Annotated in this window: 10 protein-coding genes; 7 read left to right on the top strand and 3 right to left on the bottom strand. The window is 53.0% G+C overall.

Annotated features, from left to right (window positions below; genetic code table 11):
* Positions 1–230 precede the first annotated feature (230 nt).
* Positions 231–1,784 carry a recombinase family protein gene (locus HWE01_RS16950; protein ID WP_241822388.1) on the bottom strand — a complete coding sequence of 518 codons (1,554 nt, stop codon included), beginning with the start codon at positions 1,782–1,784 and terminating at the stop codon, positions 231–233.
* Between the two features lie 1,530 nt (positions 1,785–3,314).
* Here HWE01_RS16950 and HWE01_RS16945 point away from each other — a divergent pair.
* Positions 3,315–3,869 carry a mobilome CxxCx(11)CxxC protein gene (locus tag HWE01_RS16945; RefSeq protein ID WP_241822387.1) on the top strand — a complete coding sequence of 185 codons (555 nt, stop codon included), beginning with the start codon at positions 3,315–3,317 and terminating at the stop codon, positions 3,867–3,869.
* A 402-nt stretch (positions 3,870–4,271) separates the two neighbouring features.
* A complete protein-coding gene (locus HWE01_RS16940; RefSeq protein WP_241822386.1) occupies positions 4,272–5,210 on the top strand; it encodes a hypothetical protein in 939 nt (312 codons plus the stop codon).
* 428 nt (positions 5,211–5,638) lie between these two features.
* Here the strand turns inward: HWE01_RS16940 and HWE01_RS22940 are convergent, their stop codons facing one another.
* Positions 5,639–6,643, bottom strand: coding sequence for a Shedu immune nuclease family protein (locus tag HWE01_RS22940; protein WP_241822385.1), 1,005 nt, complete (start codon positions 6,641–6,643; stop codon positions 5,639–5,641).
* 144 nt (positions 6,644–6,787) lie between these two features.
* On the bottom strand, positions 6,788–7,090 hold the full coding sequence (locus HWE01_RS16930; RefSeq protein ID WP_241822384.1) for a DUF3892 domain-containing protein: 303 nt from the start codon (positions 7,088–7,090) through the stop codon (positions 6,788–6,790).
* A gap of 125 nt (positions 7,091–7,215) precedes the next feature.
* Between HWE01_RS16930 and HWE01_RS16925 the strand changes: the two genes are divergently transcribed.
* The 5 genes from HWE01_RS16925 to HWE01_RS16905 are packed head-to-tail and all read left to right on the top strand — an operon-like array spanning position 7,216 to position 14,839.
* Positions 7,216–7,791: a restriction endonuclease subunit S domain-containing protein gene (locus tag HWE01_RS16925; protein WP_241822383.1), complete on the top strand. Its 576-nt coding sequence runs from the start codon at positions 7,216–7,218 to the stop codon at positions 7,789–7,791.
* Between the two features lie 3 nt (positions 7,792–7,794).
* Entirely contained in the window at positions 7,795–9,306 is a 1,512-nt protein-coding gene (locus HWE01_RS16920) for a type I restriction-modification system subunit M (RefSeq protein WP_241822382.1), read from the top strand.
* Positions 9,299–10,348 (top strand): virulence RhuM family protein, encoded by a 1,050-nt coding sequence (locus tag HWE01_RS16915; RefSeq protein WP_241822381.1) that lies wholly within the window; start codon positions 9,299–9,301, stop codon positions 10,346–10,348. Before HWE01_RS16920 ends, HWE01_RS16915 begins: the two co-directional genes overlap by 8 nt.
* Positions 10,341–11,561 (top strand): restriction endonuclease subunit S, encoded by a 1,221-nt coding sequence (locus HWE01_RS16910; protein WP_241822380.1) that lies wholly within the window; start codon positions 10,341–10,343, stop codon positions 11,559–11,561. Before HWE01_RS16915 ends, HWE01_RS16910 begins: the two co-directional genes overlap by 8 nt.
* Entirely contained in the window at positions 11,558–14,839 is a 3,282-nt protein-coding gene (locus tag HWE01_RS16905; protein WP_241822379.1) for a type I restriction endonuclease subunit R, read from the top strand. The genes HWE01_RS16910 and HWE01_RS16905 overlap by 4 nt, the downstream gene beginning before the upstream one ends.
* Positions 14,840–14,842: the final 3 nt, after the last annotated feature.

Below are 14,842 nucleotides of genomic sequence, written 5' to 3'. Positions count from 1 at the left end.
CTTCTCTTCGCGCCATACGAAGAAGTTAACACGCACGACAAAAAGTTAACAGACCCTATTTATGAAATGAGTTCTAGTACAGAAATGTTCTCAACAAGTCGAGAAAAAATGAGTGGATTTCTGCTGCGCGGATTCAAAATCCGAATACGGTCGGCGGGGATAAGCGAAATTTGTTTGGACGCGTCTAGATGTTCCGGATGAAGCTCTTGAGGATTTTCCATATTTCCCTCTTAAAGTGCTATTCGGCGCGCTAAATAGGTAAGCATGGACAGGTCATCATAGCGGTACGCGTCGAACCCATTTTCATTCGTCTCCCCGAGCCGGAGCTTTTGAGAAAAGACGTCTATATGGGGAAGGAGATAATAGTCGCGGATCGCGCATGCGTCCTCGCTCATCCGGACTGCAATAGTGATTTCAGCTCGTACTAAATTGTCGAATCGCAAGATCCATCTGTTGACGCCGTTAGTCAGACTGCGGCAACGACATAGCACAAGGGCTGCACTAAACTCCCTGTTGATCCACAGTAGATCGGATTTCTGGTCCTGTTCTGCCGTTGCTCCAACCGCATGTATCGCGGTAATCGCCGCGGAGACGATTTTTGGATGAGCTTCCCGGAGCTTTTTGTTGATTTCAAGATAGCGATAGTCCCGTCCAGGATCGTAACCAATAAGTGTATATGTTCTAATGAGGCTGCCGAAGCGGCTGGCGAACGCGCTGCTAGACGGGCAGCCATTAGATTCGTCAATGATTATTCCTGAGAGCCGTCCATGTTGATGCAATAATCGTTTCAGCGCATCCAGCATTTCATCGTCAGTAAGCCGATAAGAGCGGGCCAAAATGATTTGACGTGCTGCATTGAAAATGAGGCGGTCTACAAGAGGAGAAAAAGCTCCCTCAGCGCGGGCCCAAGCAGCTGGCGGGTTGTGAACACGCTCCAACTTAAGTTTGAACGATGTACGGTTCCAGACGTTATCTCCTACATACTTCTCATTAATCAAAATTTGATGAACCGTACCACGAGTCCATGACGTCCGGCGATCTGTCAGCTTACCCTGATCGTTAAGCCTGGCAGCAATTTCAGCCTCACTCAAACCGTCTTCGACAAATGCGCTGTAAATCCATCGAACCGTTTCCGTCTCGTCTTCCGGTCCTGGCACTAAGATTACTCTGTCTGTTTGAATGGATTTATGTTCGCCAGCCTGCAGTATTCCTTTGTGGTTCCCCGTATGATCAACCAGCATTCTTCGGAGGCCGTATCCAGCAGCGCCGCCTTGACGAACTCCAAGCTGAATTAGCCGTAGCTGACCTGCATGAACCTTTACACTTAATTCGCGGCTGTACTCCCCAGCCATTGTCCGTTTGACATTCTTGATGATGCTAGAAACCGCGCTACCGTCATTTTCAAATTGTTCTGCACAGTAAAGAACTCGAACACCCGCTTGCTTGCAACGAATCTCGTAGCTAGCACTCTCATCGGGATCCTGAAAACGCCCCCATCTGCTGACGTCGTAGACTAAAATAACTCCGAATTCAGCGACTCCAGACTCTACGTCAATCAAAAGTGACTTCAACTGGTCACGACCTTCTAGTCGTAATCCACTCTTGCCCGCATCCGTGTAGACCTTAGTAATTTCCAGGTTTCGTGACAGAGCGAACGCTGTTATTACCTCGAGCTGATTTTCGGTCGAATATTGCTGGTGCTCAGTGGACATACGTACATACGCAGCAGCACGCTGCTGAGTAGCTTTGTCCTGGGTGCGATTTGCGGGTCTGTTTGAAGACATCGCCTTCACCTCATCTAATGCATCTGCGCTACGACCTAACCTCCTATGTCTGGGATCAATATACTTTCGCTGAGGTGAAATATGTTGCGAGAAGCACGCAAAAAATTGCGGAATCAAGCTCCCAAAAATTTAACATCTCATGAATATGCGATAGCGATTGAGGTCGCGCTCAAGCAAGAGATTGGAACATCTCGGCACGCTGTGAAGACGCTGTGTAAGCTTACGAACGCAAGCGAGAGGACTGTGCAAAACTGGTTGGCCGGCGTCAGGGGGCCGAGTGCTGTGCATCTGATTTTGCTAGCGCAAAATTTTTCTTCCGTCCGATCTACGTTCATGTTTCTCTCCGGGCAAGAAAGCCAGTATGCCGTTGGATCGGAAATAATCGTTGACCTGTTATTTGAGGCCATTGCACTACTGACACAGCGTTAGGAGTTTAGCGAACCGAATTGAGCGGTCGGCGTTGATGCATACGCGAACAGAGGGAAATGAAGAAATAATCGATAATGGTCAGCAAATAGCGGTGACTGTGCTCGAGGAGTATCCCCAATTTCATTATCTGTGACGCATATTCATTTTTTTTCACTTAATCTGATTCTTTGCAGCTCCGGCGCATATTCACGATTGTGAAAAAAGCCTTTGAAATCAGTGCCCTGGATTTTCACTTACTGTGACTCCCTACAAATCGTGTAGGGAGTCACAGTAAGTGAAAAAATCGTCACTCCCGTGAAAACGAATAGTCATAGTAAATGAAAAAAGAGAGCCGATATGGCTCTCTTTTTTTTGTCATGCGATCTTGCGTCTCAAATATAACGCCTTGATGCGAGGTAGCTAGCTGGTTCGGTTTAGCCAAAAGATAGGCTAACGAAAGTCAATTAAGTATTTGATTTTGTTCAGTTTTGTTCCTATTTCCTCATTGTTTTCTCGCGTAAAATCAAGCTTTCTCATATCTCTTGGATTGGCCGTGACACCTATGGGATTGGTCCTAAATGATCTACGCAGAAATCGGCGTATGCACCAAAAACAGTTAGCGAGTTTGCTCAATTTGGATCAGTCACACATCTGATCCGAAGCGCTGAGTCCTCCGCGATCCACGCGATCAGCTAGCTAGTGTTCTGGGGAATTCGCGCCGTTACTTTCCGCATGACTTAACGGAGCCAAGACGATCACATCTCCCAAGTAACGAAGAACCTTGAAACTGATGTCGCTGTTCGTCAGAGGTGCCGATATGACAAGAGTGTGACTGCGTGACTGCCTTGGTGGGCAATTGAGAAGGTCAATTCCCCTAGAGAACCAGCGCTTTAGCAGCAATCGCAGGAATGCTAGATTTAATTTCGTTCAAGTTGAGTTCAACAAAAATCTTGAAACGTATTGTCACTACCAAATATTCCACCTAGACTTCGGTGGCACTTACGCTGGGAAGGGGGGGCGTGCTTGTTGAAATATGACTGGCGTTATAGCCAGATGAATAAATTGGACAAGCCGCGTATGTAAGTATTCCTTCCATAACAAATCAAATAGAAAAGGAGTCACATGAGCGACAGGCTTTTGCAAGCAAGAACAGATGCTCTGGCAGCTGAATATATATATGCAGAAAAGTTACGTGATCTTGGATACGTTTCTACAAGTATTACGATCCTTACGGTGATCGTGCCCATCATCTTTTCCGCTGCGTTGCTTATAACGAAGGGTGGGCCATACGAAGTCCAGTTCAATATCGCCTCAATATTGCTCTCGGCGGTGCTTTTATCCGTTTCTATTCTGTCCTTGATTCTTAAATTGGAACAGAAAAGAGAGAGCTATCTTATCGGCCGTAGATCAAATATTTACGTAAGTAGTGAAGCCTTGAAACTGCTTGGGAAAGATGAGGCCGAGCTGGAGTGGTTTTATACCTACCTTGCGGAAATGGATGCAAAAGATCAAGAAAATATTGGCCAAGTCTCTGATGGATTCAAACAGAAGGCTTACCGTCATTCTTTAAAGAAATTAATGCCAGGTCAAACAGATATTGTTTGTTCAATTTGCTCGGCCTCCCCTTTCACGTTCAAAGCTGGAACCTGTCAACTTTGTGGGAACACACCTAAGTGAGGATGAAAATGTCAGCAAAGGAAATTTTTGACAATTGGTACAAGGGCCTAACGCCAGATGAACAAAGCGACGTCCTGGAACACATTTTGAACGATAAGTGCAAAGTAACCTGCGAAGGATTTTATAGCGGTCCCTCCGGGCGTTTGATAAAGGGTCTGTTCGTTGCTCCGACTGGTATAGCCAAGACAGTCTGTGCTGTTTGCGGCAGGTAAGAGGATTCTCGTGTTACAAGCCGGCTTGGTGTGATACCAAGCCGCATTACATCAGTTGAGATGCGGCACGCAATGTTGTCATATGGGGCGGAAAAGTGGGCGAAGCACATTCAGCCGTCAAGCAAAACTTACTGGATTGAATTTCCGAAATTTGGAGTAGGAAATTGGAGCAAAAAGGAACTTTTTAAAAGTGCGGGTATTTTTAAAAACACTGTGGGCGTTTTTGAAACAAGGCGCAGGACCGAAGACTTGGCTTTTTTCTTTGGCGAAGGAAAACCTTGGTCCAAAAATCGGTGCTGGTATCGCAGTTTATAAACTCGGCGACATCATTCTTACGGGAATGGTAGAGGCCAGCAAATCACCGAGTGCATCGTCTCTTTCCGCGGCAGATATAACGACGCGTCAAGCAGCGAAATTTTTCGATCTGCTCGCTCCCATGGACAGCACATGGTATTTGTATGTAGCGATTAGTTGTATGGTGATTTGGGTGGCAGCACTATTTGTACGAAGCACTTTTAGGTTCAAGAAGATCAGGTCCGTATGGTTTTTTAAGTTCGGACAATATGGATACTTCTTTAATATTGGTGCTCAGTTTTTTATGGGGCTTCTATTGGTCCCAATGGTATTGGCCGGGGCAGTTGTCATACTTGTGCCAGATGCATTTGATCAGGCGACAACCATTCATTTTGGGATCCTTGCTGTCGGGTATGTGATCGTGATAATTGCGATGCATCATTTGGCATTTATTGAGAGGGAGTTGCCAAATTCCATCAACTATAATATCGAGGCAAGCTCTATGGTTGAGCAGAAGATTCCTCAAAAAGTAGTCCGTGTTTTTGAGGACAAACTTACCGAACTTACTTGGGTCGGAGCGCCAGACGCCTGCGCTGTAAGTAAAGATAGAAGATTGATGATCAACATACCGGTTCTTTACGACGCCGCAAATTGGAGCAAGGATGAGTCATCAGAGCTAGGAAGTAAGCTACATCAAGCTGAAAAGGACTTAGCTGAGATGGGATGCACTGTGCTTTCGCGGGTTATTCCTGAGGGTATTCAGCGTCGTCTTCCTCCGAACCTGAAAAAGCTGTATCAGGATGAGACGCCTAAAAGCATGCGTCCAAGCTCTTAAACAGGTAACGAACTAGCCGACGGCACATCAGGAGGTGGTTTGAGCTGAATGCTTGAGCTACTCGGTCGACTGATCCAGCAATATTGATTTATCTGCTTTCACTAACGGTGACGCGAACTAGGATTTTTTCACTAACTAGGACATGATATTTTCGCTGAGAGGCGTCATATCAGTGAAAATCACCTTTTAAATCAATGGTCTGGTTTTTCGCTAACTATGACTTCCCACAAATCGATCGATCCGCCAGAGCACCTTTTTGCTGACATAGAAGGTGACTCGATAAACGACAACGCCAACCGACGGGTTGGCGTTGTCGTTTATCACCAGCCAGGCGTGCAGGAGCATGCGCCAGCACGATTGGCCGAATCGGCAAGCGCAACTGAACTCGCTCGATCCGGCAACGGTGATGCTACTTCTATTGAAGAGTTTCACCCGCGCCGGATTTTGCGAAGCCAGGTATCCCATGACTCGATTCGTATGGACGGATGCGTGTTCCGTTCGAAGTCATGACGCTTCTTGCTCTCCTCGAGGTCGTCTTTTGTCCTTCCTCCGATAACGACATATCTGATATTGATATCCTTATCCGGGTCTACGAGCAGTCGTCCTTCTGGGCCCAACAGTGAGTTAAACGCTGAGCCGCCATTTTCGATTTGCATTCGAAGTTGATGCGCGCTACGTCTGAAGCCTTTGATGTCTTCAATGACATGCCTGAGACGCGCTCTGATCTGGTCAGTTGCTTCTTCAATTTTGCTGGAGAATTTATTGTAGTGACCTTGATTGAGCAGGTGAAAATCAGCGCCCTTTACCTCAATGAAGGTAACGTCCATTCTGGATCTGCCGGAGAAGACTACAAAGTCCACCCGACCCGCATCCAGCGCGAATTCCGAGAAACAGATGTATTCCTCCTTCGGGTCTGCGTAGATTTCACCGAATATCGAAAGATCTTGCTTCAATAATTTCTGCAGCGCTTGCTCAGTTGCGTTGCTTTCCACCAGATCAGCCAACTCCTTCTTGGAAATCATGCCCGCTTCGATTTGATTCCGGCGCCATGTCTTCTCATGATTTTCAGGCCAGGGCGAGTCGATGTGCGGATCAATCTCAAACCGAATGCGATCCGCTGCATTCAACAGCGGCTGACTATCCTCAATTCTTGATTTCAATTCCTCCGCACCACACTGCAGAAGCGATTCTGCTTCTGCTTGGGTAATTGCTTTCCAACCAGGCGAATTGCCCTTGCCTAAAGTGACCAGGTCAAATGTATCGCCTCGAAATGAGTTTTCGGGGTAATGCTCGACGAACCGGCAGTCAGCAGGGACAAGCCCTCCCCTGGTCAATGACAGACAGATGTTCTCTACCGAATTCGTCACTGAAGCTCCGGAGTTCAGATCTCCAATATCAGTCAGCAGCGCGACGACCGAAGAGGAATCTGTCACGAAGACCCTCACTCGGCATATTCCATCCCTCCGCCTTCCAACAAACGTCGGGTAACGGTGTACGAAGTCACTTACTTTCATCTTTATTCACCAATTCAAATATTGAAAGCGAGATCCGGCCATGCTCGGCCCGCTCATTTCTGGTCAACCAATCAACGCGCACTCCGTGCCGCACTCGCTTTGCGCCAGCAAGTTGTCATTCCACTTGCCATCCGCGTACGTCCGCAGATAAGGCATCTTGCCCGCTTCACGCACTACGCCGATGTAGACGCGTTTGCCGGTGCTTTTATCGACGATGTAGAACGCCTCGGTCTTGGACTCGATGCGGGCAATGGCTGCCTCACGGCTGAGACGCCATTTGTTGCCGGTATGCCCGATATGCGTGATGTGTTCGTGCGCACTGTTGCGATTCGGCTTGTTCACACAATTCACTTGGTACTCTTCCATTTGAAACCCCTTTATTTAATGTGCATCAATCGGAATGATGCGATGCAGATCACAATGTAATTGCTTTTCGCAGACCGTGCAAGCAAAATTCGGCATCAATCGGATTTATGCAAATGAACTGTAACTTGAAAACGCTGGCCGATGTCCAGGCGGGGCACCCCTTCCGCGGTAGCGTGCCGCTCGTGGAATCCGGGAACGCGTTTGCGCTGCAAATGCGTGACCTGAGCCCCAATGGTGAAGTGGGATGGGATGGACTCGTCCGCACTGAGGTCGATACCAGCAAAGCTGTTCAATGGCTTGAGCCTGGCGACGTCGTATTCGTTGCCCGGGGCGCGCGAAACTACGCAGTTTGTTTGCGCGAGGTGCCCAAGCCGACGGTGTGTTCCCCCACTTTTTTCTTGATTCGCATCAAGTCGAAAGTGCTGTTGCCTGAATTTCTGGCCTGGCAAATCAACCGGGCTCCGGCCCAGCGCTACTTGGCCAGCAATGCTGAAGGTTCTGATCAGCTCAGCATCCGCCGCCCGGTACTGGAAGCACTGCCGCTGGCTGTACCATCGCTTCAACAGCAACACTTGGTCGTCTCACTGGCCGAAGCAGCCATGCACGAAGAGCGACAGCTCCATGCCTTGATCCGCAACCGCCAGCAGCAGCTCGATGCGCTGGCGCATGCCCTTTTTTCTGACGAATCCCAAGCTAACTGACCCATGAGTGCTACCCCCATCCAGCAAGACGCCATCAACGCCGCCGTCTGGAACGCCTGCGACACCTTCCGCGGTACCGTGGACCCGAGCATCTACAAGGACTACGTCCTGACGATGCTCTTCCTGAAGTACATTTCCGACATCTGGCAAGACCATTACGACCGCTACAAGGCCGAGCACGGGGATCACCCGGCCTTGATTGAAGAGCTGCTGAAAAACGAGCGCTTTGTACTGCCTCGCAGCGCCAACTTCTACGCCTTGCATGAGGCCCGACATCAGCCCGGCAATGGCGAGCGAATCGACAAGGCTTTGCACGCCATCGAAGAGGCCAACCTGACGAAGCTGCGCGATGTTTTCCAGGACATCAGCTTCAACTCAACCAAGCTGGGCGACGAGGCGCAGAAGAACGACATCCTGCGTCACCTCCTGGAAGACTTTGCCAAGCCCGAGCTCGATCTGCGTGAGAGTCGGGTCGGCAGCCTGGACGTGATCGGCAATGCCTATGAATTCCTGATCAAGAACTTTGCCTCGACCAGCGGCAAGAAGGCCGGCGAGTTCTATACGCCGCCCGAAGTGTCCCAGCTCATGGCTCGCCTGATGGTCCCCGAGGAAGGGGATGAAATCTGTGACCCGACCTGCGGGTCAGGTTCCCTGCTGATGAAGTGCGGACAGCTCATTCGCGCCAAGGCGGGTAGCCGCAAATACGCGCTGTTTGGGCAGGAGGCCATCGGCAGCACCTGGGCGCTGGCCAAGATGAACATGTTCCTGCATGCCGAGGACAATCACCGCATCGAATGGGGCGACACCCTGCGCAACCCCAAGCTGCTCGATGGCAAGGGCTTGCTCAAGCACTTTGATATCGTCGTGGCCAACCCGCCGTTTTCGCTGGAGAAGTGGGGACATGAAGCCGCAGCCGATGACCCGTACAAGCGTTTTCGCCGTGGCCTGCCCCCGCGCACCAAGGCTGACTACGCTTTCATCTTGCACATGGTCGAAACCATGAAGCCGGGCACGGGCCGTATGGCCGTGGTGGTGCCGCACGGCGTGCTTTTCCGTGGCGCCGCCGAGGGCAAGATCCGTCAGAAGCTGATCGAAGAAAACCTGCTCGATGTGGTCATCGGCCTGCCCGAGAAGCTGTTCTACGGTACGGGCATTCCGGCCGCCATCCTGATGTTGCGCAAGAAGAAGTCCGACGACAAGGTGCTCTTTATCGACGCCAGTCGTGACTATCAGGATGGTAAAAACCAGAACGTACTGCGCCCGCAAGACCTCGAACGCATCGAGCAAACCGTGCGCGAAAGGAAGAGCGTTGAAAAGTACGCCTACCTCGCCAGCCCGGCCGAGATCGCCGAAAACGAATTCAACCTCAACATCCCGCGCTATGTGGACACCTTCGAAGAGGCTGAGGCCATCGACCTGAAGGCCGTGCGCGAAGAACGCCTGAAGCTCAAAGCCGAGCTGGCGGTGCTGGAGGAAAAAATGGCCGGCTATCTGAAAGAACTGGGCTATGAGTGAACCGAGGCCCCGCGCAGAACTGGTGCTCTATGCTACTGAGGATGGCTCAGCGCAGTTCTTCCTGCGCGCCGAGGATGGCACGGTCTGGCTCAGCCAGGCCGAATTGGCTGAGCTCTTTCAGACCTCCATCCCTAACATCAACATTCACATCAAAAACGTGCTGGATGAGGGAGAGTTGACTGAAGTTCGAACTATTAAAGATGACTTAATAGTTCAAACAGAAGGTAGCCGCCAGGTCCGCCGAACGGTCAAGCTTTACAACCTCGACATGATCCTGGCCATCGGCTACCGGGTCAAGTCGCCGCGCGGCACGCAGTTCCGCCAGTGGGCCACCACCCACCTCAAGCAATACCTGATCAAGGGCTTCGTCATGGATGACGAGCGCTTGAAGGGCGGTGACCGCTGGGATTACTTCGACGAGCTGCTTGAACGCATCCGCGACATACGCTCGTCGGAAAAGCGCTTTTACCAAAAGATGCGCGACCTGTTCGCGCTCTCGGTGGACTACGCGGACGATGGTCAAGCCACCGGCCTCTTCTTCGCTGAAGTACAGAACAAGATGTTCTTCGCAGTCACGGGCCACACCGCCGCAGAGCTGATCGTGCAACGCGCTGACCCCGCTCAACCCAACATGGCGCTCACGTCCTGGAAGGGCGGGCGAGTCCGCAAGGGTGATGTGACCGTGGCCAAGAACTACCTGAACGCCGAAGAACTGGACCAGCTCAATCGCATTGTCAGCCTGTTCCTGGACTTCGCCGAGCTGCGCGCCATGCAGCGCAAAGATTTGCGTATGGCGGATTGGCGAGCCTACGTGGACAGCTTCATGACCTTCAACGAGCAGGCCGTGTTGCAGGGCCCGGGCCGCATGAGTCATCAGGCCATGACGACGATTGCGCACGAACGCTATGAGCAGTTTGATGCGGCTCGGCGGCAGGCCGAGGCGCTAGAGGCTGATCGCGCAGACCTGCAAGAACTGGAGCAGGTGGAGAAGCAGCTGAGCAGTCAGCATAGAAGCCATAAAGGGAGGAAGAACGATGCCTAAGGATTGGCGCACATTTCAGTTGAGTGAGCTGATGACGTTCCGCAATGGCCTCAATTACACAGTTTCAGATGCCGGCGAGGCGATCAAAATTGTGGGCGTCGCAGATTTCCAAGCGCGTGACGTGCTCAACGACACTGCTGCGTTACAGGTTGTTCGAGTAAAGGGCCGAGTCAGCGATACGGACCTATTGAAGTCTGGTGATTTGCTGTTCGTCCGCTCAAACGGAAACAAGGCCCTTATAGGGCGGTGTCTCTACTTCCCCGCAGTAACAGACCGATTGGCTTTCTCAGGCTTTACTATCAGAGGGCGCGCTGATCCCGCAAAACTTGCACCGGATTTCGCAGCTTATTTGTTACGTGCACCACACGTGGCCGCACAAATGCAGCTGGGCGGTGCTGGAACCAACATTAGCAACCTGAGCCAGGAAATCCTCAATAGGGTGCAAATTGAGATACCCGGGCTTGATGAACAAAGCCACATTACCAAATTCATAAAGGTGTGGGATTTAGCTATTAGCGCAAGCGAGAAGCTTCTTACTGCCAGCCGTAGACAGCGAGATGCTTTATCGGATCGTCTACTCGGGGGCGGGCAGCGACTGCTCGGCCATACTCAAAATAAGAAGGGCTATCGCCTTGGCGAATTGTTCGACGAGCGTGTTGAGGCCGACCGCCCGGACCTCCCTTTGCTTTCTATCACCCGAGAGCAGGGCGTCATTCCTCGTGATGATGTCGGCCGTAAAGATACGTCCAATGAAGACAAGTCCAAGTACTTGCGGGTCTGCCCAGGAGACATTGCCTACAACACCATGCGTATGTGGCAGGGTGTCTCAGCACTCTCCGCTCATGAGGGGATCGTCAGTCCGGCTTACACAGTTGTAAGGCCGAAAACGCATTTAATCGATGCGCAATTCGCCGCATATCTTTTCAAATACAGACCGGTCGTCTTCCTTTTCTACCGATACTCGCAGGGCCTGGTGTCAGACACGTGGAATCTCAAGTTCCATCACTTCAGAGAGATTCATGTGGAGATCCCAGCACTGAGCGAGCAGGTTGCGATCGTCAACGTGCTTAAAGCTGCGGACGAAGAGATAGCAGCGCTGGAAAAGCAATTGGATCATCTGCGCGAAGAAAAACGCGCCCTCATGGCCGACCTGCTGACCGGCAAACGTCGCGTTCGTATGCCCGACACGACGGCAGAACCGGAGGCCGCATGAGCGCCCTCCCCCAAACTCGCGAGCAATACAGCGCCCACATCCCGGCACTGCATCTGCTGATCAATCTGGGCTGGCATTTCCTGAGCACGGCCCAGGCGCTGGCCTTGCGCGGCAGCACACGGGAGGTCATCTTAAAGCCGCGCCTCATCGAGGTGCTGCAAACCCGGCGCTTCGACTACAAGGGAGAGTCTTTCCCGCTCTCGCCCAGCGGCATCGACCAGATCCTGCGGCAGGTGCAGGCGGTGAATCTGACCGAGGGCCTGTTGCCGGCCAATGAGCGGGTCTATCAGATGCTCACGCTGGGGGTGACCGTCACCGAGTTCATGCCCGATGGCAAGAAGCACCAGCCGACCATTGCCCTCATCGATTGGCACGACCCGACCGCCAACCGCTGGGACGTGACCGAAGAGTTGGAGGTGTTGTCCACTCACGGCACCCACCATCGTGTACCCGATGTGGTGGCCTATGTGAATGGCTTGCCGTTGGTGGTGATCGAGGCCAAGCGTCCCGATGCCAGCCATATGGGCCAAGCCATGGTCGAGGAAGGCATCAGCCAGCAGTTGCGCAACCAGCGGCCAGACGAGATTGCCCAACTCTTTGCCTATGCCCAGTTGCTGCTGGCCGTGAGCCCCACCGAAGCACGTTATGGCACGACCAGCACCCCCATGAAGTTCTGGGCACGCTGGCGCGAAGAGCAGTTTAGTGATGCGCAATTGCACGAGTGGAAGAACCTGCCACTCAGCACCGACGCTGAAGCCGCATTGTTGGCCGGTAAGCCAAGCAAGCTGCAAAGCTACTTCCGGCAACTATGGACGCAGCCACTGCTCCCGAACGAGCAAGACCGTCTGCTCGCAGCCTTGTTGCACCCGCAGCGTTTGTTGGAATACCTGCGCCTGTTCGTCTTGTTCGATCGCAAGGCAGGCAAGGTAGTGGCCCGCTACCAGCAGTTCTTCGGCATTCGGGCTTTGCTGGAGCGCATCAACCAGCGCAAGCCGGATGGCGGTCGCGAAGGCGGTGTGGTGTGGCACACCACCGGTTCCGGCAAGAGTTTTACGATGGTCTTCCTGACCAAGGCACTGGTGCTGCATCAGAGCACCCAGGCTTGCCGCGTGCTGGTGGTGACCGACCGGCTGGATCTCGAAGACCAGTTGGCGCGCAACTTCATGAACAGCGGTGCCTTCGGCTCCGCCGTGGCCACCAAGAAGGACGGCGAGAAAGCCAAGGTGGGCTCGGGCCGTGAGCTGGCCAAGCGCATTGGCCAAGGGTCAGAGCGCATCATCTTCACTCTGCTGCAGAAGTTCGCTACTGCCTCCAAGCTGCCCGAGTGCTACAACCCATCGGCAGACATGATCGTGCTGGTGGACGAAGGCCACCGCAGCCACGGAGGCGAAACCCACGAGCGCATGCGCAAGGCGCTGCCGCGTGCGGCCTATGTGGCTTTCACCGGCACACCCTTGTTGAAGAAGGACAAGACGGCCAACAAGTTCGGTCCCATCGTGCATGCCTACACCATGCAGCGTGCCGTGGAAGACGGCACGGTGGCGCCGCTGCTGTATGAAGAGCGTGTGCCGGAACTGACCATCAATGAAGAGGCCGTCAACCGCTGGTTTGATCGCATCACGGCGGGGTTGAGCCCCGAGCAGGCCGCCGACCTCAAGCGCAAGTTCGCCAACAAGCAGGCCGTCTATGGGGCCGCCAACCGCATCGAACTCATCGCCTGGGACATCGCCCAACATTTCAACGAGAACATCAAGAAGCTCGGGCAAGGTCTCAAAGGTCAGGTGGCCACCGCCAGCAAGCTGGAAGCCATTCGCTACAAGCAATACCTTGATGACACGGGCCTGGTGAGCAGTGCCGTCATCATTTCCGCACCAGACAGCCGTGAAGGCAATACCGAGGTGGATGAGAGCAAGCTGCCCGAAGTGCAGAAATGGTGGAACAGCCATGTCGGCAAGAATGCCGAAGGCTATGAGCAACAGGTCTTGCAGGACTTTGGCAGCGACGGCGAGCCGGATCTGTTGATCGTGGTGGACCGGCTGTTGACGGGCTTTGACGAGCCGCGCAACACGGTGCTCTACATCGACAAGCCCTTGAAGGAGCACAGCCTGATCCAGGCAGTGGCCCGCGTGAACCGCCTGCACGAAGCCAAGCGCTACGGTGTACTGGTGGATTACCGTGGCATCCTGAAGGAGCTGGACACGGCCGTGCGTGCCTATCAAGACCTGGAGAACCGAACGCAAGGCGGCTACGAGCTGGCCGACATCGAGGGTCTCTATCAGCAGATGAGCACCGAGTACAAGCGCCTGCCGGGGCTGCACGATGAGTTGTGGGCGATCTTCGCCGAGGTGCAGAACAAGCAGGATCTGGAGCAGTACAGGCAATTGCTGATGCCCCGCTACGCCGAGGACGAAGACGGCCAAACTTATGATACGCGGCAGAAGGTTCGCGACGACTTCTACAGCGCATTGACCGCGTTTGGTCTTTGCCTGCAGACGGCATTGTCGTCACGAAGTTTCTTCGAAGACCATAGTTTCTCCGAGGCCGACGTTCATCGATACAAGGAGGACCTGCGTTTCTTCACCAGCCTGCGCACGATCGCTCGCCAGGATGCGTTGGAGACGGTTGACTACAGCGTGTATGAACAGCAGATTCGCCGCTTGGTGGACAAGCAGGTCGTAGGAAGCCAAGTCCGCGAGCCCAAGGGCGTTTACCTGGTTCACCAGTTGGGCGCACCTGAAGAGGTCGAACAATGGAGTGAAGAAAAGACCCGCAATGAGACGGATATGATCCGCACGCGTCTGAAGAAGACGATCGAACAGGATCTGGCCGACGACCCCTATGCGCAAAAGGTGTTTGCTGATCTGCTCAAGCAGGCCATCGCCGAGGCGGAGGCCATGTTCGATCATCCATTGAAGCAGTACGCCTTGCTGAAGAAGTTCGAAGAACAGGTGGATGCGCGAGACGTCGGCGGTCTGCCCGCTGAGCTCAGTGAGAGCAAGCATCTGCGCGCCTATTTTGGTATCTGTCGTCTGGTACTTGGTGAGGATGCGTTTGCAGAAACGGATCAAGCGGCATGGGTTGGGCAAGCCAAAGAAATCGATGCCGTGGTGCGGCAGGCCGTGGCCGAACATTCATTGAATCCCCAGAACATCGAGGCGGCCATCCGCAAGGCATTGCTTCCTGCACTCTTCGGATTGATGGGGCTCGACAAGGCCAAGGAAGCCATCGACCAGGTTATCCAGGTCACCCGAGTTGGCCTGGCTCGTGGTGAGGCGTGACTT

Origin of the sequence: Herbaspirillum sp. C7C8, assembly GCF_022627875.1 — a bacterium.
In the GTDB taxonomy this organism is placed as follows: Bacteria; Pseudomonadota; Gammaproteobacteria; order Burkholderiales; family Burkholderiaceae_D; genus Herbaspirillum.
Note: the sequence above shows the minus strand (reverse complement) of the source record. Positions and strands in the feature narration are given on the sequence as shown.